General features: G+C 62.3%; 19 protein-coding genes and 7 pseudogenes. 10 read left to right on the top strand and 16 right to left on the bottom strand.

Annotated features, from left to right (window positions below; translation table 11 throughout):
* Positions 1-292: 292 nt before the first annotated feature.
* The 8 genes and pseudogenes from ACFQJB_RS00285 to ACFQJB_RS00250 form a co-directional block, all read right to left on the bottom strand.
* Positions 293-961, bottom strand: a complete 669-nt coding sequence (locus ACFQJB_RS00285; protein ID WP_379722602.1) for a DUF4382 domain-containing protein — start codon at positions 959-961, stop codon at positions 293-295.
* 400 nt (positions 962-1,361) lie between these two features.
* Entirely contained in the window at positions 1,362-2,618 is a 1,257-nt protein-coding gene (locus tag ACFQJB_RS00280) for a M24 family metallopeptidase (protein ID WP_379722599.1), read from the bottom strand.
* A pseudogene (locus ACFQJB_RS00275) lies at positions 2,542-4,481 on the bottom strand (UvrD-helicase domain-containing protein). The gene ACFQJB_RS00280 and the pseudogene ACFQJB_RS00275 overlap by 77 nt, the downstream one beginning before the upstream one ends.
* Before the next feature lie 77 nt (positions 4,482-4,558).
* Positions 4,559-4,741, bottom strand: coding sequence for an HVO_0416 family zinc finger protein (locus tag ACFQJB_RS00270; protein ID WP_379722596.1), 183 nt, complete (start codon positions 4,739-4,741; stop codon positions 4,559-4,561).
* 91 nt (positions 4,742-4,832) lie between these two features.
* Complete coding sequence (locus ACFQJB_RS00265; RefSeq protein WP_379722593.1) at positions 4,833-6,350, bottom strand: carboxypeptidase M32; 1,518 nt, start codon at positions 6,348-6,350, stop codon at positions 4,833-4,835.
* A 50-nt stretch (positions 6,351-6,400) separates the two neighbouring features.
* Entirely contained in the window at positions 6,401-7,495 is a 1,095-nt protein-coding gene (locus tag ACFQJB_RS00260; RefSeq protein WP_379722590.1) for a M20 family metallopeptidase, read from the bottom strand.
* A gap of 408 nt (positions 7,496-7,903) precedes the next feature.
* Positions 7,904-8,059: pseudogene (locus ACFQJB_RS00255) on the bottom strand (IS5/IS1182 family transposase); the annotation flags it as partial.
* Positions 8,060-8,172: 113 nt separating this feature from the next.
* On the bottom strand, positions 8,173-8,751 hold the full coding sequence (locus ACFQJB_RS00250) for an archaellin/type IV pilin N-terminal domain-containing protein (RefSeq protein WP_379722587.1): 579 nt from the start codon (positions 8,749-8,751) through the stop codon (positions 8,173-8,175).
* A 343-nt stretch (positions 8,752-9,094) separates the two neighbouring features.
* Here ACFQJB_RS00250 and ACFQJB_RS00245 point away from each other — a divergent pair, with 343 nt between their 5' ends.
* From ACFQJB_RS00245 to ACFQJB_RS00230, 4 genes and pseudogenes are all read left to right on the top strand, one after another.
* A complete protein-coding gene (locus ACFQJB_RS00245; RefSeq protein ID WP_379722584.1) occupies positions 9,095-10,948 on the top strand; it encodes a PINc/VapC family ATPase in 1,854 nt (617 codons plus the stop codon).
* A gap of 170 nt (positions 10,949-11,118) precedes the next feature.
* A pseudogene (gene citZ, locus ACFQJB_RS00240) lies at positions 11,119-12,254 on the top strand (citrate synthase).
* Positions 12,255-12,292: 38 nt separating this feature from the next.
* Positions 12,293-12,712 carry a sterol desaturase gene (locus tag ACFQJB_RS00235; protein WP_379722581.1) on the top strand — a complete coding sequence of 140 codons (420 nt, stop codon included), beginning with the start codon at positions 12,293-12,295 and terminating at the stop codon, positions 12,710-12,712.
* Positions 12,713-12,723: 11 nt separating this feature from the next.
* Positions 12,724-13,902 (top strand): glycoside hydrolase family 27 protein, encoded by a 1,179-nt coding sequence (locus ACFQJB_RS00230; RefSeq protein ID WP_379722578.1) that lies wholly within the window; start codon positions 12,724-12,726, stop codon positions 13,900-13,902.
* Here the strand turns inward: ACFQJB_RS00230 and ACFQJB_RS00225 are convergent.
* Together ACFQJB_RS00225 and ACFQJB_RS00220 are read right to left on the bottom strand one after the other, a co-directional pair.
* Positions 13,797-14,129, bottom strand: coding sequence for a hypothetical protein (locus tag ACFQJB_RS00225; RefSeq protein ID WP_379722575.1), 333 nt, complete (start codon positions 14,127-14,129; stop codon positions 13,797-13,799). The genes ACFQJB_RS00230 and ACFQJB_RS00225 overlap by 106 nt on opposite strands.
* A 248-nt stretch (positions 14,130-14,377) precedes the next feature.
* Positions 14,378-16,410: pseudogene (locus ACFQJB_RS00220) on the bottom strand (glycoside hydrolase family 15 protein).
* Between the two features lie 104 nt (positions 16,411-16,514).
* On the opposite strand from ACFQJB_RS00220, the pseudogene ACFQJB_RS15245 reads away from it, so the two are divergent.
* A pseudogene (locus ACFQJB_RS15245) lies at positions 16,515-18,742 on the top strand (alpha-amylase family glycosyl hydrolase).
* A gap of 123 nt (positions 18,743-18,865) precedes the next feature.
* A pseudogene (locus ACFQJB_RS00205) lies at positions 18,866-19,908 on the top strand (TrmB family transcriptional regulator).
* 10 nt (positions 19,909-19,918) lie between these two features.
* Here the strand turns inward: ACFQJB_RS00205 and ACFQJB_RS00200 are convergent.
* The 6 genes and pseudogenes from ACFQJB_RS00200 to ACFQJB_RS00175 all read right to left on the bottom strand — a co-directional run bounded on the left by ACFQJB_RS00200 (position 19,919) and on the right by ACFQJB_RS00175 (position 24,180).
* On the bottom strand, positions 19,919-20,353 hold the full coding sequence (locus ACFQJB_RS00200; protein WP_379722570.1) for a hypothetical protein: 435 nt from the start codon (positions 20,351-20,353) through the stop codon (positions 19,919-19,921).
* Positions 20,350-20,868: a DUF7342 family protein gene (locus tag ACFQJB_RS00195; RefSeq protein WP_379722567.1), complete on the bottom strand. Its 519-nt coding sequence runs from the start codon at positions 20,866-20,868 to the stop codon at positions 20,350-20,352. The genes ACFQJB_RS00200 and ACFQJB_RS00195 overlap by 4 nt, the downstream gene beginning before the upstream one ends.
* 70 nt (positions 20,869-20,938) lie before the next feature.
* Positions 20,939-22,312, bottom strand: coding sequence for a glutamate-5-semialdehyde dehydrogenase (locus ACFQJB_RS00190; RefSeq protein WP_379722564.1), 1,374 nt, complete (start codon positions 22,310-22,312; stop codon positions 20,939-20,941).
* Positions 22,305-23,200: pseudogene (gene proB / locus ACFQJB_RS00185) on the bottom strand (glutamate 5-kinase). The gene ACFQJB_RS00190 and the pseudogene proB overlap by 8 nt, the downstream one beginning before the upstream one ends.
* Positions 23,193-23,972, bottom strand: a complete 780-nt coding sequence (proC, locus tag ACFQJB_RS00180) for a pyrroline-5-carboxylate reductase (protein WP_379722561.1) — start codon at positions 23,970-23,972, stop codon at positions 23,193-23,195. Before proC ends, proB begins: the two are co-directional and overlap by 8 nt.
* A gap of 37 nt (positions 23,973-24,009) precedes the next feature.
* On the bottom strand, positions 24,010-24,180 hold the full coding sequence (locus ACFQJB_RS00175) for a hypothetical protein (protein ID WP_165853243.1): 171 nt from the start codon (positions 24,178-24,180) through the stop codon (positions 24,010-24,012).
* Positions 24,181-24,383: 203 nt separating this feature from the next.
* Between ACFQJB_RS00175 and ACFQJB_RS00170 the strand changes: the two genes are divergently transcribed.
* From ACFQJB_RS00170 to ACFQJB_RS00155, 4 genes are all read left to right on the top strand, one after another.
* Entirely contained in the window at positions 24,384-24,794 is a 411-nt protein-coding gene (locus ACFQJB_RS00170) for a CBS domain-containing protein (protein WP_379722558.1), read from the top strand.
* A 173-nt stretch (positions 24,795-24,967) separates the two neighbouring features.
* Positions 24,968-25,255 (top strand): AbrB/MazE/SpoVT family DNA-binding domain-containing protein, encoded by a 288-nt coding sequence (locus ACFQJB_RS00165; protein ID WP_379722555.1) that lies wholly within the window; start codon positions 24,968-24,970, stop codon positions 25,253-25,255.
* The gene (locus ACFQJB_RS00160) at positions 25,252-25,512 is read left to right on the top strand and encodes a type II toxin-antitoxin system VapC family toxin (protein WP_379722552.1); all 261 of its coding nucleotides are present in this window, start codon (positions 25,252-25,254) and stop codon (positions 25,510-25,512) included. Before ACFQJB_RS00165 ends, ACFQJB_RS00160 begins: the two co-directional genes overlap by 4 nt.
* A complete protein-coding gene (locus ACFQJB_RS00155; protein WP_379722549.1) occupies positions 25,509-25,688 on the top strand; it encodes a hypothetical protein in 180 nt (59 codons plus the stop codon). The genes ACFQJB_RS00160 and ACFQJB_RS00155 overlap by 4 nt, the downstream gene beginning before the upstream one ends.
* The last annotated feature ends 31 nt before the right edge of the window (positions 25,689-25,719 follow it).

Raw genomic sequence — 25,719 nt, 5'->3', positions numbered from 1 at the left:
GAATGTCCCCGGAAACGGGATTACGAGTAGTACGGCCCCAAAGGCAATAACAGCGGTAGATGTTCGCATCATGTATATTTTCAGCGCGAGCCCTTTGTGTGTGGTGCTCCGATCAGGCTTGCAGTGCCTTGTGGATCCGTCCCGGTTGCTCAGAGGTCACTGAACCGGAGAGATTTCTATGCGATAGGCGCCATCTATTCATCACTCGAATTGTGATAGTATTCTTAGATGATTTGAAACGATGACCGATGCAGAGGATTCTTTTTCGACTTGCTGCACTCCTACGACAATACTATTCGGCGTCCTCAATATCGACTTCTTCGACATCGACATCTTCGCCTGCAACGCCGCTTTTGCCGATGACCGGGAGCAGGTTATAGCCGCCGCGTGGCCCTTTCTGGATAACGTTGATATCGAAGACGAAGTTCAGTTCCTCGTCAGCCCCGATCTCGAAGGGTCTGATGATGCGAAGTCTGTTGCTCGGCACCATCACGTCGACAGTCTCACCGTCGACGACTCCCTCAGCATTGGAGACACGGAGTTCGATCCCCGAGTACCGTCCCGCATCAAGTTCACCTTCAACCACTGAAACCGCTCGGTCACCTTTGACCTTGGTGAGATCGACGGTCACACTGTCGAGATCGAATTCGACGACGCCATCACTCCCGTCGTCAGCGGACTCCTCGGGATCATCGTCGGACGAGGCTGTGGTTTCGTTCGTCGTCTCGTTAACGACTCGTGGGGAGAGTTCCTCGTCCTCGTCGGCTCGAAAGACACGAGCAGCCGAGAGGGTGACATTCAGTGAGTCAAAATCCTCGATGGCGGCAGGCTGGTCACTGATCATCAGGTTGAACGTCCCGCTCCCAGTGCTACCGTCAGACCCACCACCGCTGCCGGAACACCCAGCGACAAGCGCGGTTCCGAGAGTTGCCGTGGTCGCAACGAACGTCCGTCGTCTCATACGTTCGCACCTCGGTATACTCCGTTGGTCGAGCGTTCTTCCAGTGCGTACCGTAGTTGTATGTGACGGCTGTTTTCTTTCACATAACACCTAAGGCCATTGTTACGGTTGTTCTTCTCGGATGGTCTGTCCAGTTATTTAAATAGTCGACCCGTCACTGAACTTGATTCTCACACAGTCTCTCCTCGCTACGGGGAGTTCTCGATCTACTGTTTGCTTGATTATTTTCTCTCAGGTCGTTGTGCAGAATATTTGCGGGCTCTTTATCGTCCCATTTGAATAGAAAATTCTGCCAGTCCCGAAGGTCACCGATTACTGCATATGCGTGTTCCGTCTTGCACTGTCCATCCTAATAGAAATCCAACACACCTGTCCCCTATTTTTGACAAGAGCCAGCTGATTAGACTTCGTCTGTGGTCGGCGTCAGCGAAATCGGGGCGTCAATGAGTCGCTCACCGCCGTCGGCTGTCACATCGATCAGGGAGCCGAGGCGAATCCGCCCATGATCAGGGTCGACAACGCCTGTTTCGACAGCAAGAACCGACCCGACCTGCAGAGTGCCGTCGTCGGCAGGACTCGGCGCTTCGGCCGGCGCGAGGCCGACACCGTGGACAGTGGCCCATCCGCCGACGTTGTCAGTGGTGTCATCATCGCCAGCGTCGTCTGAGCGTGAACGCGGCGGAAAGCCGTAGGCTGTCAGCTCCGCGGTCGCTTCGGCGGCGACCGTTCCAACGTTGCCGCCGGGCTCGCAGTGGTGGCGCGCAGCGGTCTGGGCAGCCTTGGCGGCGATGAAGGCGCGGCGATCCCAGCCGCCGTCGCTGTCGACGACGACAGTGCGGGTGAGATGGCCATGGTAGCCGTGTGGCCCCTGTGGAACGAGGTGGACGATGATCCCGTCGCCAGCCGGCAGCGGCTCGGTCGCGGCGGTGTCGGCGGCGCGAACCCGAACTGTCTCTGGGGTAACGCCACCGCCAGCGAGGGCGGCAGCGACCTCGCGTTCGATCTGCTGGGCCGAAAGCGGGTCGCCATCGAGATGCAGGACATCATCAGTAGTTGTGCTCGAAGCGAGCAGTTCGTGTGCTCGCCGCAAGCCGTGGGCGGCTCCGCGTTGAACCGCTTGGAGACAGTCGCGTTCGGCCGGAGTTTTGCTGGCGCGGGCGTCAGTGAGTGCCGCCGTCGAGGAGAGTTCATAGCCGGCCTGCTGGAGGCGAACTGCGGTGTCGTGGGGGAGATGACTCGGCACTCGGAGTGTCCCGACACCCGGAGTATCGAGATGGTCGGCGAGCACCGACACAACGTGGCTACCCGGTGGGGTCTGTGGCTCTCGCGTTGCGATCGTGCGGTTGCATTCGGTCGCTGTCGTGTCGGCTGATTCAGGGGCAACAAAATCGTCAACAGCGGGGGCGCGATCAGCCGTCGAGACGCAGTAGATAGCGTGCAGGTCGCCACCGCCGGTTGGAATACAGACGACAGCAGCCGCCTGGTGTGGGGCTGGCGTTCGCGTTAGATAGCGACGATCCGGATCGTCACCGCGAGCGACGTGGACAAAGCCGACAGTCGCTGACTCAGCGAGTGGCTCACTAAGCGCGGCAATACCGGCCTGCGGCGGCTCCGATACCGGCCAGACCGCGGTGGGGCGGCCAGCCGGCGGGCTCACGGCTCGGGTTCAGGGGTTCCGGCTCCGCCGCCTCAACAGCATCGAGCAGTTCCTGGGGTGGCTCATCGCGAAGCTCGTTGTGCAGCAGCACGCTGATCGGAACTGTCGGCGCGCCATCGATCAGATTTTCGAGCAAAACGAGTCGTTCCCGCGCCCGGCTCATCCCGACGTAGAACACCCGGCGTTCGTTGTCGGTCAACAGCGGGACGGGATCGGTGTGTTTGGTGAACTCGTCGTCGTCAACAGTCGTGGGGTCGGCCGTTTCCTCATGGCCGGAGACGGTCGCGGCCATCTGCTCGACGACCTTCTCGGTGAGATCGGTGCCGACGAAGACGTGGTCGGCTTCCCGGCCCTTCGCGGAGTGGATCGTGCCGACGCGAACTGTCGTCGGATCGAGACCGGCGTAGTCGCCGTTGAAGTAGGCGTCGACGGAGGTGCGCTGGAAGTTTGTGACCTTTCGCATCATATCGCCCGCGGACTTGGGATCGGGCATGAACGGCGCGAACTCCTCGACATCGTCGGGATCGAGAGGATCTCCGCGAGATCATCGAGTTCGGCGTCCTCCTCTTTGGCTTCGAGGAAGTCATAGAACTCCTCGCGGTCGTTGGAGCCAAACGTCGAATCCTGGAGCATATCGGCGAGTCGCCGCCCCTGCAGCAGGGTGAGCTCCTCGCCGGCGTCGAAGGCCTCGATGGCGCGAACGTAGTCGGTCAGCCGGTCGGTCCAGAGTCGCTGGTCGGTGAGAGCCTTGAACGGAATCCCCTCGTCGACAAACTCCTCGATGAACTGGAAGAGCTGGTAGCGCGCCCGGAACAACAGCATGACGCTGCCCTCCTCGGCGTCGACGGTGTAGCGAACGTTGCGAACGAGTTCGAGGATCGAGGCATTTTCGACGGCCTCGACAGTCCCACCTTCCTTCCGCGGTTTGAGATCCTTCTCCTGTCGTTTGTCGAGATGGCGGATCTCCTGGTTGACGACGTTGAGAATATTAGAGGGGAGTCGGTAGGAGTTCGGCAGAATCTCGTCCTCATCACGCTCGGCGTCGAGCAAGAGGTTCGGGTCGGCACCCTGCCAAGCGTAGACAACCTGGTCGTCGTCGCCGGCGATCAATACCTGTTTCATGTGGGGTTTCCACTCCTCGAAAACGGCGTACTGAAGCGTGGTGATATCCTGGAACTCGTCGATGACGAGATAGTCAACGTTCGGGAGCAACGATCGCTGTGCGACGCGTTCGAGCATGTCGGCAAAGCCGACCAGCCCGTTGTCACCCTTGTAGCTGCGCCACGCACGAATCGCCTCAGGGATGTCGATGCGGTCGTCGTCGGCCGTCCACGTCGGCGTATACTTGTTGCCCTCCTGGGCGTTGGGATCCTCGTCCGGCGGGAGGCGAACCTCCTCGACGTTCCACTGGAAGGGGACATCGTACCAGTCGGCGACATCTCGGCGGGTGCGCTGAAGCCACTGGCTGGTGGCGATGATCTTGTTGCCGATGGTCGTCGACCGGGCAGTGCGTCGGCCGCCGCTTTTGTACTCATCCTCGTACTCGATGCCGTACTCCTCACAGAATTCCTCTTTGTCGTCTTCGCCGACAACGTCGCCGCGGGAGAGATCAAGCAGCTCGTAGGCTTTCGCGTGCATCGTACAGACATTGCCCTTGAGCGCGCGCGGTGTCGTATCGAGCCGCTCGGCGAGCCGTTCCCGGATCTCAGCGGCGGCCGCACGGGTGTAGGAGACGACAAGGATATCGCGTGGATCGGTGTCGTCGTCTTCGAGGATGGTCTCGACGCGGTCAAGGAGGGCGGTGGTTTTCCCGCTGCCGGGGCCGCCGAACAAGCGGGTGAGTGTGCCGTCCGTGGTGCTCATTGTAGAACGCACACGTGACCCGGCGTGATAAACAACATGGCTTGACGCCCACAGCGGGTGGAGCCGAAAAACAGGCGCTACCGACTGGGCTGCCAGCCACAGGTAGAGCAGGCCGTCGCCGCCTGGTCGTTGAGACCACTACACTCGGGGCACTGCTTCTTGTTGTACGACTCGTCCCAGCCGGCCGGTTCCGTTTCGTGCCCGTTTGCTGAGAGAAACTCGTCGAACAACTCGTCGTCCGTGGACTGTGCTTTTGACATTACGGTTCATGGTAACGTGTACCACGTATATAGAGTTTGTGGCGCAGGCGACAAACTGGGCGCTCGTCAACACCCGCAGCCGACAAACTGCTTAGAGATCGTACAACGCGCCGTATTTATCGGTCACATAGTCGGTGAAAGCATCGGCACGCAGCGGCTCGCCGGTCGCGTGTTCAACCAAGGCATCAGTCTCATATCGTCGACCGTGCTGGTGGATATTCGTCCGCAGCCACTCCCCAAGCGGCTCGAAGTCACCATCGCGGATCGTCGCGTCGAGATCGTCGATCTCGCGGTCGGCGGCAGCGTAGAGTTGGGCAGCCAGCACGCTCCCCAGCGAGTACGTCGGGAAGTAACCGAAGTTGCCGTGGCTCCAGTGGATATCTTGGAGGCAGCCAAGCGCGTCGGATGGCGGGGTGAGTCCAAGATACTCCTCGTAGAGTCGATTCCAGCGATCCGGTACGTCGTCGACTGCGAGGTCGCCGCTGATGAGCTCGCGTTCGATTGTGAAGCGGATGATGATGTGTAGGTGGTAGGTGAGCTCGTCGGCCTCAACCCGAATGAGATTCTCGTCGTGAACCTGGTTGGCGGCCTCGTAGGCATCCCGCGGCGACAGGTCGCTCGTCTGGGGGAACGCGTCGTGCAGCTTCGGCAACAACAGCTCCCAAAACGCCGCCGAACGGCCGACATGGTTCTCCCAGAGCCGCGATTGGGACTCGTGGACTGACAGATCGCGGTGGCTTCCGAGTGGCGTTCCGAAGTCGTCGTCTGGCAACCCCAATGTGTAGTAGGCGTGGCCGAACTCGTGGATCGTCGAGGTGAGCGCGCCGAGTGGATCGTGCTCGTCGAACCGAGTGGTGATCCGAGCGTCAAACTGATTGCCCGAGGTGAACGGATGCGTCGAGGTGTCGAGACGGCCACGATCGAAGTCGTAGCCAAGGAGTTCCAACACCTCCCGGGAGAGCGACTCCTGGGTGTCGGTATCGAAGCTCCCCTCGAAGGCGTCGGTCGCAAGGTCGGCATCCGACGCACGGATTTCCTCGATCAGTGGCACCAGCGTTTCCCGGAGTTCATCGAGGATCGCAGTTGCCGTCTCCAGTGACAAGCAGGGCTCGTACTCCGCAAACAGCACAGCATAGGGGTCGGCGTCGGGATCGATATGCGCAGCGTACTGACGTTTGAGCTCGACGAGCCGTTCGAGATGCGGGGCAAACTCCTCGAAGGCGTCGTGTTCGCGGGCGGACTCCCAGGCGCCGAGGGCTTCGGTGGTCGCCGTCGATATCTCCTCGATAAGATCACGCGGGACGCGGGCAGCCCGGACGTACTCTCGGCGGATCTCACGGACAACAGCCTGCTGTTCGGGGGTGAGCGATGCGTCGTCAAGCTCGTCAAGATGGTTGCCAACGTCACCATCGACCAACAGCTCGTGACTGATCGACGACAGCGTCGAAAGCTGCGTCGAGCGGGCCGGGGTTCCGCCTTCGGGCATCATCACCTGTTGATCCCACGAGAGCACCTCGGTCGCGCTCTCGACGGCGTTGTACCGTTGTATTTCATCGAGTAGTGCCGTATACGCCGCTGGGGGCTCAGTCTGCGTTGCATCAGTTGCCATACCCGCTGTTGCGGCTACGGTCGTATCAACGCACTGCTGAGAGCGGTTGGCTACGGTGGCGTCTCGGCCACCTGTCGGTACAGTTCGTAACACCGCTCAAGCACGTCGACCGAGACGCTCTCGGTCGCCGTGTGTGCCTCGCCGGGTTCGGCTGCCCCACAGACAACGCAGTCGGTGCCGGCGTTCGCCAGCCAGCCTGCGTCGGTCGCATGTGGTTTGACGACCTGTTGAGGCTCATCCGGCTGGACGGCGTCGGCCGCAGCGAGGACGCGGTCGGCAAACGCCGGATCCTCACAGGCCATCGGCAGGAGATCCTGGTCGACCGTCCACTCGACGCCCTCGATCGATTCGGCCGCCGCGAGGTCGGCGCGCTCGCCGGGCACGGTTCGCTCGTCGATCGTGACCGTACACTGGTCGGGGATCACATTCCACGCTGAGCCGCCATCGATCTCGGTGACGGCGATGCTTCCGGAGAGCTTGTTTCCGAGCACTGTCGTTTCAGGGGCGTCGAGTGAGCGAACGATATCGACCGCATCGCAGGCGCGGTAGACCGCGTTGTCGGCGTCGTCGGGTCGGCTGGCGTGGCCCGCGGTACCGCTTGCGGTGAGCGTGCTCCCGCGACGACCCTTGTGGGCGATCGCGACATCGGTGACGCCGGGAGCGGAGTAGCCCGTTGAGCCCTCGGTGACGATGGCGGTATCGGGCGCGAACCCATCCTCGATCGCCGCCTGCGCGCCGATCCCACCCTGTTCCTCACCGACAAAGCTCGCAAAGACGAGCTCAGTTGCGGGCTCGGCATCCCGAAACGCGAGCAGTGCGGCCGCCAGCGCGCCTTTCATATCGGCAGTGCCACGCCCGTAGAGTCGGCCATCACGACGCTCGCTGCGGTACCCACCGTCAGCGTCGAGTTGGTCGTCAGCTGGTGGGACAACGTCGTGGTGGCCGACGAACGCGAGGGAGGTGTTCGATGATGAATCACCTGACTGGCGGTGGGCGATCACGTTGCCGGCGTCGTCACAACGGACGGTCGCGGCTGTTTCGTCACGAAGCCATTGGGCGATGAAATTGCCGGCAGCGGTCTCGTCGGTGTGGCTTGGGATCTCGACGAGTGACGTAGTAAGCGAGACAACTGCCTCACGAGTCATACACAGACTGGCGTATCGACGGTGAAAGTTCTACTGACGGAAAGAAGGGGATAAGGCGGTGGTGCAGAACTGTTTTCATAGCGTGATGGTTGGACTAGCGACATCGTTTCCTCGATAGTGATTGGCGAGTGCGACAGCCAATCGAAGAGCGTGTCATAGAATATGTCCCACCCTCTCGTCGGCATAGTTACCGTTTCAATCTTTAACAGGTCTAGAAGTACGTGCACCCAGTGCACGGCATTATAAATCGGTTAGAGAGCACCCATTCATTTAGTATACTGATGTTTCACGTCTATCGGCCATAGTGTGGCTCAGAACCATCGGCTGCTGTGAGGATGGATTCAACAGTCTTGGAGCCACCAGCTTCTGTATCTGTGAGCAATCACGAGAACCATTCTATGACACGCTACGGAAACTGTGGCCCTCTTCACGCCGAAAACAGTGAATGACGACATGCTTCCAGCGGGCGAACCCGCCGCTGGCGGGCTCGCCCGCGTGCTTCCCCAACGCTTGTTTAGCCAGGTGCCGACACTCTTCGACGAAGTCGAGGATATCGATTTCCATTGGTCAGGATCGAGTTCCTCGGCTTCACCCTTCTAAATCTGTGATATCGGCCGATGAAATTGCTATTCAACGGAGCAGTTTCGATGGTAATAAAAAAGCAGTCGGTAGACGATTTAGCTCAGGATGTATGAGCTATCGTTATCGATGTTTCGCGGTGTGCTGACCTGTTTGTAGGTCTGGCCACCTGCTGGTGCCTGTGCGATGATCGAGTATTGCTCGTCTTCATCAAGCGCGCCGATCCCAGGGGCATCGTTTAGATCGAACGAAACGATCATCAGATCCTCTTGATCCTCGAGAACGAGAGCGCCATCCTCAAGCGATTGTTTTTGATCGAACGTAAGGTAGCTGCTTGAATTCTCTCCACTCAGAACTGTTGCTTCCCCAGTGGGACTTGAGATCGTGTAGGACATCTGACTAAGATTGATTGGATCAGAGCCAGACGCCAACCGCATTGATACGTTTACACTGTCGATATTTTCGTCAGTGCTGTTGGCGATTCCAACGATTTCTCCGAGTTGGACGATATCACTGACTTCTGCGGTTGTTTCTTCACCAGTTTGCTGTGCTTGTGCCTGCAAGAGGCCGGCGGTGTTGATAAGGACGCCCGCGGCGATCGCGGCGACTAAGACCATCGCGATGAACACGATGAGCGTTCCAATCCCCACCTGACCTCTGGATTCTGTTTCGAACATGGGTTAGTGCGCGTCTGCCCGGAACGGCCTGACGCTAATAGAGACAAGTGAGAGGATAGATATAAACACCGCGCTCAAATTATCACCCAAGATAATCTACGCAAAAGAATACGATTGAATCCGCTTTCGTCTATCGATTCTGGCAGTTAGTATAAATTATTAATGTATTCGAGTAATGCTATCTTTTAATGTAAAGATTTTAATCTTTCCGGCGAGAGCACGGTGCTGAAGCGATGCCAACCGCCACCCGATACGGGAGATCAGCAGGGGTGACCACCGGCTTCAGCGAAACCGATCATCGCCACGCATCACCCTTATGCGTGCGCCCGAAGTAAGCATCTCTATGACTCTAGTGCCGGACACGAGCGCGGTGATCGACGGTCGTGTGTCCGAGCGAATCGACGACAGCGAAGGGCAGACAGTGTTGATCCCGGAGGCCGTGGTTGGCGAACTCGAATCCCAGGCCAACGCTGGCTACGATAGCGGCTGGAGCGGGCTCGAAGAACTCCAGCGGCTCGCTGCGCTGGCTGATGCGGGAACGATCGAGCTTCGATATGTTGGCCGGCGGGCCAGCGAGGGCGAACAGGCGGCCGCCAGCGACGGCGAGGTCGACGCGATCATTCGCGATGTGGCCGCCGACAACGACGCCACCCTGCTGTCCAGCGATATTGTGCAATCTGAGGTGGCGAAGGCCAAAGGCATCGACGTAACCTATGTCGAACCCGAAATCGACACCGACGGGGAGTTGCCGATCGTCGAGTTCTTCGACGACGAGACGATGAGCGTCCACCTCAAAACCGGTACCAAACCGAAGGCCAAACGCGGCGCACTCGACGGGATGAGCTACAAGACCATCGGCGAGACGGTCAGCACCGAGGCCCAGATGGACGAGTGGGCCGACGAGATCGAATCCCTCGCCCGCAGCAGCAGCGACGGGTTCGTCGAACTCTCCGAGCCCGGGATGACGATCATCCAGTACGAGGATTATCGGATCGCCGTCGCCCGACCACCCTTTGCAGATGGGATCGAGATCACGGCCGTCCGACCGATCGCCAAAACGACGCTGGACGACTACGTCTTCGACGACCGCCTTCGAGAGCGACTGCTTGAACAGGAGCGCGGCGTGCTCATCTCCGGGTCGCCCGGCGCGGGGAAATCGACGTTCGCCCAGGCGGTCGCGGAGTTCCTCACCGACAACGACTACGCGGTGAAGACGATGGAGAAGCCACGGGATCTGCAGGTCGGCGACGACATCACCCAGTACACCGCCCTCGGCGGCGACATGGCGACGACCGCGGACTCGCTGCTGCTCGTCCGCCCCGACTACACTATCTACGACGAGGTCAGAAAAACGGAGGACTTCGACGTGTTCGCCGACATGCGGCTCGCGGGTGTTGGCATGGTCGGCGTCGTCCACGCGACGCGCGCAATCGACGCCCTCCAGCGGCTCGTCGGCCGGGTCGAACTCGGGATGATCCCACAGGTCGTCGACACCGTTGTCTACATCGAAGCCGGCGAGGTGCATACCGTCTACGACGTGACGACAGAGGTGAAGGTGCCCGAAGGGCTGACCGCCGAAGATCTCGCACGCCCGGTAATTCAGGTAGCCGACTTCGAGACCGGCACCCCGGCCTACGAGATCTACACGTTCAACCGCCAGGTCATCACGGTGCCACTCGACGACGAGGCGGGCAGCGACACCGGCGTCGACCGCATCGCCAAACAGGAGATCGAACGAGAGATTCGCTCGGTCGCCCGCGGCCACGTCAGCGTCGAACTCACGGGCCAAAACAACGCCATCGTCTACGTTGAGGAAAGCGACATCTCCTATGTGATCGGCAAGGGTGGCGGCCGAATCAGCGATATCGAGGATCGCCTCGGCATCGACATCGACGTCCGCACCCACGAGGACAATCCCGATGCCGGGGGTGCCGCAACCAACGGCAGCGGTGGCGGCGGCGTCGAGGCCGAACCAGCCGGCGAGATCGTCCAACCCGAGATCACCGCCCGCCACGTCGTCATCCGGATGGATGGCCACGTCGGCGAAACCGTCGAGGTGCGGGCCGACGACGAGTATCTGTTTACCGCGACGGTCAGCAGCGGCGGCGACATCCAGATCTCCCGGGGGTCAGCGATCGCCGAGGAACTGGAGGACGCCATCGACCGGAAACAACAGATCACGGTGATCCCGGCGTAGGGCCATCAGATCGACGCTTGCGGTGGTGTCGGGTTGCGGCCTGCGAGGGAACGCCGCGGCTTCAAGGTGGAATACGTCCAGTTTTTATCGGCAAAAGTCGGTAGGGTTACACTCGCGTAACTGCTACGGAAACGATAACGCTTTTTTGAGGCTACTGAGAAAGAGAGTACATGTCTACCGAGCTGAAGCGGGGACTCGAAGGCGTGGTCGTCGCCGAATCCGATCTGAGCTATATCGACGGTGACGCCGGCGAGTTGATCTACCGCGGCTACGCCATCGAGGAGCTCGCCCGCGAGGCCAGCTACGAGGAGACGCTGTATCTGCTGTGGCACGACGAACTCCCAACCGAGGCCGAACTTGCCGAGTTCAGCCAGCAGATGGCCGCTGCCCGCGAACTCGACGATAGCGTCCTCGATATCATCCGAGAACTCGCCGCCAGCGGCGAAGAGCCGATGGCCGCCCTCCGGACGATCACCTCCGCGCTGTCGGCCGCCGATCCCGACGCTGACGCCGACTTCGACGATACTGCGGCCAACAACCGCAAAAGCCGCCGGATCACCGCGAAGATGCCGACCGCGCTGGCGGCCTACAACCGGCTCCGCAACGGCAACGAGCCGGTCGCCCCCGCGAAGAGTTGAGCCACGCCGCAAACTTCCTCTATATGCTCAACAACGAGGAGTCAGATGACGTACTTGCCGAAACGTTCGATATGGCGCTCGTCCTCCACGCCGACCACGGCCTCAACGCCTCAACGTTCGCCGCGATGGTGACCGCCTCAACGCTGGCCGACCTCCACAGCGCGGTCACCTCAGCGATCGGGACGCTGTCGGGCAGCCTTCACGGCGGCGCGAACGCCGACGTGATGCGCATGCTGCAGGCCATCGATGACGATGAACTCGATCCTGTCGAGTGGGTCAAAGACGCCATCGACCGCGGCGAGCGCATCGCCGGCTTCGGCCACCGGGTCTACAACGTCAAAGATCCACGCGCGAAGATCCTCGGCGAGGAGAGCGAAGCCCTCGGCGAGGCCGCCGGCGACACGAAGTGGTACGAGATGTCGGTTGCCATCGAGGACTACATCAGCGAGGAGAAAGGCCTCGCGCCGAACGTGGACTTCTACTCGGCGACGACCTACTACCAGATGGGCATCCCGATCGATCTCTATACGCCCATCTTCGCTATCGCCCGCTCGGGCGGCTGGATTGCCCACGTCTTAGAGCAGTGGGAGGACAACCGCCTGATCCGCCCGCGAGCGCAGTACACCGGCGACCGCGACGCCGAGTTCGTCCCGTTGGACGAACGGTAGCGGACACTATTTTACACGCCGCGGCAGTTGCGTCGATAATGCGTTCGTCACTCAGATGGCCCCTCGGCGGGGCAACAGCACTGGTCGTCGGTAGCGGCTGCTACTGGCTCGTTGGCGACCCGGTACTCGCTGCTGTCACCGGGCTTGTGTGGGGTGTCGGCCTCGCACTTACCGCTCGGGCAGCGCGATACCAGCCGGAGTCAACAGGCGTGACTAACTGGCGCAGTGCCCGGTGGATCGGCCTTGGAGTCGCAGGAATCAATCTGGCGGCCCTCATCGGGGTGAGTCCGTCACTGCCGATCTCGGCGGAGCTCCGCCTTACGCTTGGGCTCCTAATCTTCGGTACTGGTCTGCTGGCAACGGCGACGGCGACGCTGGCCGAGGTTGAACGGCAGGGTGGCACAGGAACGAGAACCGAACCGGATAAGGCGACGACTGCGGAGCAGTCGATCGAGTGATCGACTCCACGATGACTGACGACCGCCCCCGCCAACTCGCCCGAACGCCGCCGCTGGGCTGGAACTCCTGGAACGCGTTTAGCTGCGAGGTAACCGACGCTGACATTCGCGCCGCGGCCGACGCCTTGGTCGAGACCGGCCTCCGAGACGCCGGCTACGAGTACGTCGTCGTCGACGACTGCTGGATGGCCAGCGAGACCGACAGAGAAGGACGACTACAGCCCTCGGCGGACTTCCCGAACGGGATGGCCGCGCTGGCCGACTACGTCCACGACAGCGGGCTCAAATTCGGGCTCTACTCGTCGGCCGGCAGCGAGACCTGTCAGGGCTATCCCGCAAGCCTCGGCCGCGAACGGCTGCACGCCGAGCAGTTCGCCGACTGGGGCGTCGACTACCTCAAGTACGACAACTGCGGCGACCACCGCGGCCGCGACGCCATCGACCGCTACGCCGCGATGGGCGACGCGCTCAGCAGTGTTGACCGCGAGATCGTCTTCAGCATCTGCGAGTGGGGACGCAACGAGCCGTGGCGGTGGGGCCGCAACGTCGGCGGCCATCTCTGGCGAGCGACCGACGACCTCGTCGCCAAATGGCGGGCCGACCCCGACGAGTTCGGCCTCGGGGTTGCCGACGCCCTCAACCGAATGGCCGACATCGACGCCGCGGCCGCCCACGGCCCCGGCGGCTGGAACGACCCCGATATGCTGCAGATCGGCAACGGCCCAGATTCCGGACAGTCCGAACACGAGGCCGTCGATGTACAGCGACCGTTGACCGAAGCCGAACGACGCACGCATTTCGCCTTTTGGTGTCTGCTGGCCGCGCCGCTCATGCTCGGGACGGATCTCACGTCGCTGTCGACGTTCGACCGCGAGTTGCTGACCAACGAGCGACTGCTCGCTATCGATCAAGATCCACTCGGGATACAGGGCACGCCGGATCGACGCGACGGCGATGCAGAGGTGTGGAGCAAACGGCTGGCGGACGGCGGTGCGGCGGTCGCGTTCCACAACCGCGGCGACGACGCGCGTGAGATTTCGACGCACGTCTCGGCAGTCGACGTGACGGGTGGTGCTGCTCGGTATCAGGTGTGTGACTGCTGGACTGGCAATGAGTGGGAAACAAGTGGCTCGCTTGCGATGACGGTCGAACCGCGTGATACTGCCATTGTTCGGGTGATGCCGCAGTAAAACGGGTGGGCGACTCGGCCGTACAGCCACTCCTCGTCGTCAAGCACGTCGTCAGCGAACGCCCGAATCCGCTCGATCTCCTCGGGTGTTCGCTCGACGGCGGCCGCACTGTCGATCTGCGCGTTGACGACGGCGTTCTGCTGTGGGCCCCAGACTTCCGGTGGATTCTCCTGAATGTACTCGGCCCAGCGAACGACCGCGTCGAACCGTGGCTCGCGAGATGGCATGTCGGGTTCAGAGGTCGGTGAGTCGGTCATATTCCCCTTCAGTATTGATTATCGGGATCGGTTATTCCTGCGCGAGCGTCTCGAAGAGTTCGTAATGCTCGTCTATATAGGCGTTTGCGAACCGCACCGCCCGCTCTCGCTTGCGGTCGATAGGGTCAGAATCGGCCATTTGTTGGTTTGTACATGCCGCTCACCGGTTATATTGGTTAGTGGAGGTTCTCTCGTAATCGACAAATTCACTGCTAAAATCAGTCGTCGGCAACGACCTTGTGCGCCGCGTACAGCATGCCGCGTTCGTCCATCAACGACACCGTCGCCAGCCGCAACGCGTGGGGCCACCCCAGCGGCGTCGCGCTGTCGGGTTCGCCGGTGTCGAAATACTGCTCGGGGAGGTAGCTGGTGTCCTCACAGAGCACACCGCCCGGCAGGACGAGTTCGAGCAGTTCCCGGGCCCGTGAGGCGGCGTCGACCGCGCGGTCGTCGTCGTTGTCGGCCAGCAGGGCGGCCAGTTGGGCAGCAGCGTTGGCCCCCAGCCGGTCGAAACGGTCCAGATCTTCTCGTGGCCCTGCTCGCCCTGTCGCCAGCCGTCGCCCTCGTAGCGATACAACCCCGCGAGCTCACTTTCATCGGGGTCATGCCAGAGGGCTTCGATCATGGTGTGGACGTGTGAGTCGAGTTTGTCCAGCCGGTCGCCGTCGACAGTCCCAACCTGATCGTAGGCCAGATGCGCGCCGATCAGGCCGAGTGTCGCCGAATCCGCCCGGCGGTCGAGCCCGCCCGCGCCGTGTTCCCGAAGCGCGTAGAGCCCGCGATCCGCAAGCCAGAGGTCGTCGATCGCGTGATAGACCCGGGTCGCTTGGTCGAGGGCGTGGTCGGCCATCGGGAGGTCGGTCGCCGCCAGTGCGCTGTAGGCCTCCAGGAAGGTCGCGGTCGTATGCGTGAACCGCCCGATCGAATCCTCCCAGGCGTTCTGACAGACCATCGGCCGGCCATCATCGAGCAGCGTTTCATCGAGGCTGTCGACAGCGCCCTCAAGGGTGTCGACGACACGGGATTCAAGATCTGGGTCGTCGATGCCCGACGCGTAGTAGCTCGCAAGGAAGGCGATGACGCTGCCGGTCTGGTCAGCCTGGTAGTCGACGCCGTCGCCGGCTTCCAGCCGGGCGTTGGCCCAACCGGGCGCGAGCGCGCCATTGTGCGGCCAGACGCGGTGGGGCCAACTGCCGTCGGCGCGTTGGGTCTCACAGTAGGCGCGCGCGCTGCGGGCGTGCCAGTCCGCCAAGCCGAGGTCGAGATGCTGGTCAGACTCAAGGACGAACAGCGAGATCTCGGCGTCGTCGCGGAACCAGGTGTAACCGTAGCCACCTGAATGGCGATAGTACGGATCAAAGTCCGGACCAGCCATCCGGAGGCCGGTCGTCCCCGTCAGCAGCGAGAGCACGCGCACGTCGGCCGATATCGACTCATCCAGCGGAAGGTCGTCGGTGTCGTCGAGCGGGGCCGTCGCCGCAGCCGCCTCCTCGAAGGCTGCCCGATCGGTGTACTCGGTGCGAAACGTTTCCATCTGCGCGAGGGCGTCAGCGCGGTCGGTCTCTTCCCAGTCGGTCAACAGCGTGATGAGCGTCGTGCTGCCGTGATCCAGCGGGAGCCAACAGACCAAGTCGCCGCTGAGGCGATCCTCAGCGTAGCGGCCGTCGTGTGGGGGTCGTGGGTATTCGGTTGGCTCCTCGGAGATCAAATCGTCGAAGGAGGCGGGGATCTGGCCGCGGATGCCGGCGAAGCCCGTCGCGCTCCCGAGAAAGTCGTGTTCGGTCTCGTGGTAGACCTCGATCACGTCTTCGTGGTGAAGCTGTCCGAGGCGGCTGTGGCGGCCATCGGGAGCCAGCGAGACGTAGGCGATGATCTCGGCGTGTTCGGCGACCGTCTCGAAGTGGGTGAGGTGGGCGTTGCCGATCGTCAGATCGAGTTCGGTCACCTCGCCGATCGGCGTCTCATGAACGGTTTTGACGAGGCCGGTGTCCTCGTAGTACGTCTGTGTTGAGGTGGCATCCTCGTCGAACCAGAACTTCTCGTCGCCGAGGCTGAGGCCGAACCGGGAGCGTTCCAGCCCGGTCAGCCCTGACAGCGGGTAGCCAAAGTCACGGATCACGCCCTCGTCGATGTGTACCAGCCGGCCGTCACCGCCGGAAAACCGCCCGGAGAGCGTCCGCCGCTCGCCGGCAAAGAGCGTGCTGTCACCTGACGACCGCTTGTAGTCGTCAAGTGCGTCACGGAGTTGCATACCTACTCTCAGGCGGTCACCCGTATTAATTCTTGGTGTATTTGTTGTTCACACGTTTTTTGAAACGACAACAATCAAGACGATTCGGCCCCCTGAGCTGTCATATGGACGATATCGGGCCACCGCGATTTACCGCCGTCGGCGAGGCCGTCGAGTTGGCCCCCTGGAACCCCGACCGCACGGCTGACTACGCGTGGCAACTGATCGACGCCCCGGCTGAGAGTCGGGTGACCGTCGGCGACGAGCCGGTCGTTACTGTCACGCCAGACCAGCCTGGCACCTACCGGTTTGAACTCGCGGGCCCGAACGGGACGCACAGCCAACGCGTGCTGGCGTTTCCGCACGCCCGCAGCAAGATGGCGTTGACGCTGCCGTTTGCCGACCTGCCGGTCGAGCCGGCGACGATCGATCGCGTCTCCGTCGTCGGCCCGTTCAACGACCACCGCGTCGGTGCCAACCGACCGCGACGCGCCGACGACCGCTTTGTGCTCGAAGTCGAGTTGCCGCCCGGCACCCACCATTACGGCTTCTGTCTCGACGACGATTTCGGTCGACAAATCCACGACTCGGTGACCGTCCCCGGGCCGGGGCGACCACGCTGTGCGCTGTCGGCGAGCGTCGACGCCGAAAACGGTCAGGTCGTCGTCACCGCCGACCCAGCAGCCGCCCCCGACAGCGAAGTTAGCGACGAGGAGTTGGAAGTGCGATTCGTCGTCGACGACCGCGATTCGATCTCGGATTCGGCCGTCGAAACCGATGGGCGAACCTGTCGCGTTGCCGCCGACGCCATCGACGACCGGCTCCGGGTGCATGCGGTCGCCGTCGGCGAGCGACACTCGATCGCCGACACAGTCGACGTGCAACGCACCGCGGGCGGTGAGTTCAAGATCCGATCCCCAACCGAGCCGCCAGCGTGGGCCGAATCGCCGACCGTGTATGAGATCTTCGTACGGTCGTTTGCCGGCGAAACGCCACAGACGACGTTCGCCGAGATCGAACGCCGGATCGAGTATCTCGAATCGCTCGGCGTCGACATGCTGTGGCTGACGCCGATCCTCGCTGCCCGACCGACCACGGCTACCACATCACCGACTACTTCAGCACGGCGGCAGATCTGGGGAGCCGTGCCGACTTCGAATCACTGGTCGATCGCTGCCACGAGGCCGGGATTCGAGTCGTGTTTGATCTCGTGATCAATCACACCTCCCGCGACCATCCCGCGTTTCAACTCCACTCGGCCGGCGTCGACGGCTACGACGATCGCTACGTGCGGGTGCCCCGCGACGACGACAGCACCGACATCGCCTGGGCCGGCGACGGGAGCCCGGAGTTTTACTTCAACTGGTCGCGGATCCCCAATCTCAACTATGGCTCACTGGCGGTGCGAGAGTGGATGCTCGATGTCGTCGACGAGTGGGTCGACCTCGTCGATGGCTTTCGGTGTGATATTGCGTGGGGTGTCCCCCATGGCTTCTGGAAGGAGGTCGCCGAGCGGGTTCCCGCCGACTTCCTCATGCTCGATGAGACGATCCCCCACGATCCACAGGCCCACGAGGCCGAGTTTACGATGCATTACGACAGCACCCTCCACGAAACGCTGCGGGCGATCGGAAACGACAAGCAGCCAGCCCGAGCGATCTTTGACGCCCTTGAGACGGTACGCTGGCAGGGGTTTCCCGAGTCGTCAGTTCACCTCCGATACGTCGAAAACCACGACGAAAGCCGGTATCTCGGTGAGTGCGGCGAGCCAGCCCTACGAGCGGCAGCGGCAGCGACGTTCACTCTCCCAGGCGCGCCCCTGATCTACTACGGCCAAGAACGTGGCATGACCGCCGATCGCGGCCCGATGAAATGGCACGACGGCGACACAGAACTAACCGAGTTCCATCGATCGCTGTCGCGGCTGCGAGACGAGTATCCGGTGTTGAACGACGGGCGGATCGACCCCATCTCAGTCGGCGTCGTCACCACGACCGACCCGATGACGACGGAGCCGACCCCGGATGCAGTCGACAGCACGGGTGAAGACGGGGATGACCGTGCTGGCGATGACAGCGACACAACGAAAGCTGACAGCGATGCCGACAGCCTGCGAATCACCGACGAGCCACAGCACGTCGTCGCCTTCACCCGCGACAACGGCGACCAGCGGCTACTCGTCGTGCTCAACTTCGGTGAGATTCCGGCGACGGTCAGTCTGCCGACCGCCGTCGGCGACACTGATCTTCGAACCGGGAAGCCACTGCGGAAGCGCCATGATCCGCGTGACGATGGAAACGGCAACTACGTTGTCGTTGACGACGTGGTCGTCTGTCGGCCAACCACAGCGTGAGCGGCTGCCGGCCGGTCGCAGCGTGAACGGCTGCCGGCCGCCAGCAACGTGAACGGCTGTCGGCCGGATTCGACGACCGTACCAGCCACGGACTGTTAAGTAGGAGCCGCCGCCACTACCGGTATGGACGACGCCACCCTCCGGGCACATCTTCGGCGGTTCGGCTTCTCTGAAAAGGAGGTCGACACCTACCTCACCCTTCTGGCCCACGGCGAGGCGAAGGCGAGTACGATCGCCGATGTCGCCGGCGTCTCCAAACGCTACGTCTACAGCGTCAGCGAGGCGCTCGCGGATCGCGGCTTCGTCGAGGTCAACGATCACGTCGTCCCGACGCGCATCCGAGCGCGCCCGCCCGAGACGGTCGTCAACCAGCTGGTCACCGACGCCGAGGCGATCAAACCCGCCCTCGAAGCGCGCTATACGCGAGCCGAGCCCGCCACCGACCAGTTCGAGGTCGTCAAAAGCCGGGAAACCGTGCTCAAACGGATTCAGGGGCTCATCGCCGACAGCGAGTCGGAACTCACCCTGTCGATTCCGATCGGGCGGCTCTCGGACGTCGCCGACGAACTCAGAGCCGCCGTCGACCGCGGCGTGTTGGTGACGCTGTTGATCACCGAAACCGACGAACCACCCGAAGACTGCTGTGGGGTGGCGAGTATTACCCGAATTTGGGGGAGCCGATGCCAGCGATGGTGACCGCCGACGACCGGGTCGGGCTGGTCGCCCCCGCGGAGATGCTGACCTCGACCCACAGCGACACGCAGGCGATCGTTTTCTCCCATCCTCAACTCGGCCCGGTGATCGTCGGCTCCTTTTTCGGCAACTACTGGCCGGTCGGCACCGAGGTCGCGGTCACCGAGCCGACCAGCCTCCCACTGACGGAGACGAACTTCCGAATCGCCGTCGTCGAGGCGACACTCTGGTGTCGCACCGAAACACCGCTGGCCGCCCGGATCGAAGGCCGGTGGACGGAGACAAACGAGCCGGTTGATCTGGAGTGTCGGATCGTCGGCGTGACACAGGGGCTCATCGAGCCGGCGAACAGCCAATTCCCGATCGAAGCGAGTCTGACCATCGATGCCGACGGCGAGACCTACACGGTCGGCGGCGAGGGTGCGTTTATCGAGGATATCGAAGCCGAACAGGTGACGCTCCGCAAAGCGTGACGTACCTCTGCTACTCGGTTGTTAGCTGCGGCAACCGGACGGAAAACAGGTCGTCGAGACATGCCCACAGGAGTTTCGGCGGCGTCGTCGCCGCAAAGTCGGCTTCCTCGTAGGTCGGCTCCTCGTCTTCGGGATGTTTGTACTGAAAATGCGTCGCGCCGAGACCGGGATGGTCGTCGTCGCGGTGCCAGCCACAGTGAAACCCGGTGTTCGGGTCGGTGTAGTCGATCCGGAACTCATCTCGTGTAGACAGCCACCGCACCGCAATCTGCGGCGCGTCAGGCCCGGTCGGTGACTCGACTCGGGCGGGCGCGACCGACCCGACGAGATACCGACGCTGTACCGCGTCCGGTGCGTACCACGTCTCGGTAATCTCGGGCTGTCGGCGGAGCACATCGCGGAGCTCGCGGTAGACCGCTGGATTGGGCGATCCCGGCGGTGTCATACTGGCGCGGGCGACGCATCGTCGGCAAAGCGGTCGTAGAGTCGGAGCGTGTCTTCGACGAGCGATTGGCGGTACTGGAGCTGCTCCCACTCGGTCGCAACGCGGCGGTACTCATCGGCTGTCGCCGCATCGGTCGTCTCGCCGATCGCTGCGCGGAGTTCGTTCGGTGTCTCGATATCGTACGCATCCTGCCACCGGTGGAGTTGGTCGGTGATCTCGGTCAGGCGGTCGGCCAACTCGTCGGCGGTGTGGTCGGCATAGAGGCGGTGCATCTCGGAGAGATACTGGCCGACCGGATCGGGCCGATAGACCGTCTTGCCGCCGGCCTCGCTCGTTTCGACTTTCCCGTCGGCGACCAGTTGGTCGAGGTACTTGCGGGCCGTCTCGTGGGCGACCTCGGCTTCGCCCGCGATCCAGTTGGCGGTTCGCGGCTCGCTCAGTGTCGTCGCCACCGACCGGACACGGTCGGCGGCCGACACCGACTCCGTCCAGCCGGGTCGCTCAGCGTCGCTCATACAGGATACGTGGCCGGCAACTCAGAAATATCTTTGCCGCGCTGGGATTATTTCGACACCGCGTCGCATCCTACCGCGACAGCTCGCCGGGCACCCACTCGCCGTCGAACTCCTCGTGGGTGAACGGGCGAGGGTCGTCGCCGGCGTAGGTCGCCACGAGGTGGCCGTCGCCTTCGAGGTGGTATTTGTAGGTCGTCAAGCCTTCCAGCCCGACCGGGCCGCGGGCGTGGATCTTGCCGGTCGAGATGCCGACCTCCGCGCCGAGGCCGAACCGGTAGCCGTCGGAAAAACGGGTCGAGGCGTTGTGGAAGACGCTCGCCGAATCGAGACTTCGCATGAATCGGCCAGCGCGGTCAGCATCGGCGGTGATGATCGACTCGGTGTGTTTCGAGCCGTACTCGGTGATGTGATCGAGCGCGGCATCGAGTGAGTCAACGACCTTCACAGAGACGATCAGGTCGCCGTACTCGGTCGACCAGTCAGCCTCGCTGGCTGCGGCGACATCGACGATCTCCCGTGTGCGCTCGTCGCCGCGAACCTCAACGTCGGCTGCGGCGTAGCGTTTGACGATCTGCGGAAGGTACTCCTCGGCGACCGACTCGTGGACGAGCAGCGTTTCAACCGCGTTGCAGACTGCGGGGTACTGCACCTTGGCGTCGAAAGCGACCTCAGTGGCCATATCGAGATCGGCCTCACGGTCGACGAAGATGTGGCAGATCCCCTCAGTATGGCCGAGAACGGGGATCGAGGTGTTGTCCTGAACGTACTCGACGAATGAGGAACTCCCGCGTGGCATCAGCAGGTCGATCGACTCGTCCATCTCCAACATTGCGGTCACGTCGGCGCGGGCCTCGACGAGTTGCGCCCAGCCGTCGGGGATCGCGTCGTGGTCGGCGGTCGCCTCACGGATCAACTCGAAGAGGACGCGGTTGGATTCGCTGGCCTCGCTGCCACCTTTGAGCATCACGCTATTGCCGGATTTCAGCGCGAGGGCGGCGATCTGAACGAGGGCGTCGGGCCGGGACTCGAAAACGGTGCCGACAACGCCGATCGGGACGGCGAGCTTGTAGAGTTCGAGATCTGCGTCGAGTTCGCGGGCGACAATCGTCTCCCCGAGGGGGTCGTCCTGGCCGGCGACACTACGAACCATCTCGACGATGCTGTCGAGTTTTGCATCCGAGAGTTTGAGACGGTCGACGAGTGCCTGGGTGTACTCGCCGGCTTCGAGCAGCTCCTCGGCAGCCTCGACATCCTCGGCGTTGGCCGATTGGATGGCTTCGCGGTTGTCGTCGATAGCGTCGGCGATGGCGTGCAGTGCGGCCTGTCGGTCGGCGTCGTCGACGTTGGCGAGATCGAGCGCGGCGGACTCGGCGGCGTCAACTTTCGCGTCGATGGCTTGGTCGGTCGCTCCGGCGGCGTCGCCGGTCGCGTCGGTATCACTCATTGTCAACACCGTTGATCGGGAGAAATATCGTTCCTACGGTTTCACCATCGGCGATCTGCGCCAACACATCGGGCTCGGTCGAAGCCGCGATGACCGCCGGGGTGCCGTGTTCGCTGACGCGGCGAGCCCCTCAACTTTCGTCTGGATACCACCGAACCCGCCGGTCGAGCTCTCGTCGACGATGGTCTGTACCTGGTCGTAGTTTGCGCCGACAGCGTCGATCAGTTCGGCGTCGGCGTCGGTTTTTGGGTTGCCGGTGTAGACGCCGCCCACGTCGGTCAGCGTCACCAGCAGGTCGCCCTCGATGCCAATGGCGACTGACGACGAGAGGCGGTCGTTGTCGCCGATCCGGAGCTCCTCGGTGGCGATGGCGTCGTTTTCGTTGATGATCGGCACTACATCCCACTCCAGCAGTGTCTCGATCGTGTTGCGAATGTTGGTGAAGCGATCCGGGTTGTCGAGATCGTGTTGGGTAAGGAGGATCTGGGCGACCTTGGTGTCGTAGCGGGCGAAGCTCTCGCTGTAGGCGGTCATCAGCTGACTCTGGCCGATCGTCGAGAGCGCCTGGGATTCCTCGATGGTGTCGCTTTCATAGCCGATCCGGCCGATCCCGGCCCCGACAGCCCCCGAGGAAACGAGGACGACCTGCTTGCCGCGCTCGCGGAGATCGGTGATGTCGTCGACGAGTTTGTGGAGCTTCGACAGCGAGAGATTTGATTCGTCGTCGGTCAGGGAGTTGGTGCCGGCTTTGACGACGACGCGGTCGGCCGCGGCCGCCTGCTGGCGGGCGGCGGTCACGGCGTCAGCGTCAAGCGTGGTCGCATCGCCGTCGGCGTCGCCAGCGGCGGCGTCGGGGTCGACATCGCCAGCGTCAGGAGCGTCACTCATCGGCAAACTCGGCGGCCATCTCCCGGGAGCGATCCTCGGCGGCGTGGACGGCCGAAGCCACGTCCTCCTCAACATCGCTGTCCCACAGGAGTTCCATTCCCTCGATGGTCGTCCCGCCCTCTGAGCAGACGGCGTCGATCAGCTCGTCGATCGATTGGTCGGACTGGAGGACGGTTTCGGCCGCGCCCTTGAACGTCTGGGCGGCCAGCGTCTCGGCCTGCTCGGCCTCAAGGCCGCTGTCGACGCCGGCGTCAGCCATCGCGCCGATAAGGTAGAAGACGAAGGCGGGGCCACTGCCGTTGAGCGCGGTGGCGATATCCATTTCTGACTCCTGGATCTCGGCGTATTCGCCGACCTCCTCAAGGAGCTCGCGTACCGTATCGTCGACCGCGCCGGTGACCGCGGCGGCCATGTTCCGGGTTTCGGCGTTGAGATTCGGCATCAGCCGGACGATCTGCGCGTCGGTGAGATCGGCGAGGTAGTCGATGGAGACGCCGGCTGCAATCGAAATCAGAGTCTGCTCGGCGTCGAGATCGAGGGCCGGCAGGAGGTCGCCGACCGAGTCGGGTTTGACCGCCAACACGACGTAGTCGGCCTCGGCGGCGACCGCGAGGTCGTCGGTCGTCTCACAGTAGTCGGCGACTGACGCGCGGGCGTCGGGGTCGATATCGCAGCCGACAAGGGTGTGATCGCCGCTTTCGGCGAGGCCCTGCAGGAGGGCACCCCCATGTTGCCGCAGCCAACAACGCTCAGGTGAGTCATGTCTGGGCAAGCGAGCGAGACGACCATAGGCACTTTGATTTTGCTGGCTACTCGCGTTCGAAGATCTCGGTGACGGTATCGCGGGCGATCCACCGGCTGCCGGTGTCGTCTTCGATCATCACCCAACTCGGATAGATCTCGACGGCGACATCGTGGAAATCACCCGCGGTCGTCTGTACGTCGGCGAGTTCGATCGTCGTGATCGGTTCCTGTGGCATTGACCACAACTCACCCGCCGACCTACCTGGGTGTTGCGACTCGACGAGAAGAGTGACACCCGGTTCGGACAGTAGTTTACGAAGCATCTATATACTCGCTCAAATTCGTTCTTTTGTCTAAAATCAATTTTCATGCAAACGAATGTATTGTAAAATTCAGTTGTAGACAACATTTATCAATAGAAACTATGCATAAGAGGAGTATGGAAATCGAAGCCGTTCCGGTTGAGCAACTCATGACGACCGACCTCGTAACTGTCACCCCTGACGAAGGGGTCGAAACGGCCGCCAGCACGATTCTGGAGAAGGAGGCAGGATCGTTGGTGGCCCTCGATGACAACGGGCAGCTGTCTGGGATTCTTACGTGTACCGATCTCACGGAACTCGTCTCGGACGGGGCTGTCCCCGCGGACGCCACCGTCGACGACTATATGACTGAGGACGTGACCACAACCGAGCCGGATGAGTCCATCCAGGATGCCGCGGTGAAGATGATCACCAAGCAAATCCAGCATCTGCCTGTTGTTGATGACGATGACGAGGTCGTCGGGATGCTGTCGACGACAGATCTCACCGCCCATCTCACCTACATGGACAGCAGCGGGACAGAGTAGAACTATCACCCGCGGCGAAAGATATCAACCAGTACCGCAGAGACATCTTTGTCACCGGTGGCGACAGCCGTAACCGAAGGTATGCACGGTTCGACCTCCTTCTCGCGGGAAGACCGTACACTCGATTAGAGTATTACAAAAATTAAAGTAATACTGTCGACTAGCCATTACATATGAGCGACGCCGAAGAGGAAACCACCGTCACCGTCACGAGCAAGGGCCAAGCGACGATCCCGAAAGCCTATCGCGAGAAACTCAGCATCGAAACGCCGGGGCGTGTCCGGTTCATCGAAACCGAGGCCGGCGAGATCGTCATTCGGCCGGTCAAACGGCCGTCGGAGCTCCGCGGCGCGTTGGCCGCCGAGGCCGACAACGAGACCGCGGCGACTGCTCTGCTCCGGGAAGAACGCCAGCGGGAGCGGGACGCGCTCGACGAGAAACACGGGCTGGACGAGGAATGACGGTCGTCTTCGACGCCGAGCCGCTGATCGCCTTCGCCTTCGACGAGCCCGGAGCCGAGGCGGTCGAAGAGTGGCTCGACCGCGTCTACGACGGCGACCGCGCGGGCTACGTGGCGACGATCACGCTCGCGGAGGTCCGGTATGTCGCCGCTCGAAAAGCCTCCCCGAGCAGGCCGACGCTCACATTCGTCGCCTTCGGGAGTTGGGTCTCACCGAGTACGAGATCGACGACTGCTGGCAGACGGTTGCGGAGTTGAAACGGCAACACGCGCTCGCGTTGGGCGACGCCTACGCCGTCGCTGCCGCGGCTGATCTTGCTACCGATCGTGAGGGAGTGACGCTGCTGGTCGGTGCCGATGACGATTTCGACGCCATCGAAGGTGACAACGAGTTTGAACCGGGTATCGAACGCTTTCGAACCGAAGCCGCGTGAGCACAGTCCGTCGGAAGTAGCGAAATCAGAC

This window comes from Halonotius sp. GCM10025705 (assembly GCF_042662885.1).
Classification (GTDB): domain Archaea; phylum Halobacteriota; class Halobacteria; order Halobacteriales; family Haloferacaceae; genus Halonotius; species Halonotius aquaticus.
This window is presented reverse-complemented; position numbering and strand designations above follow the sequence as displayed.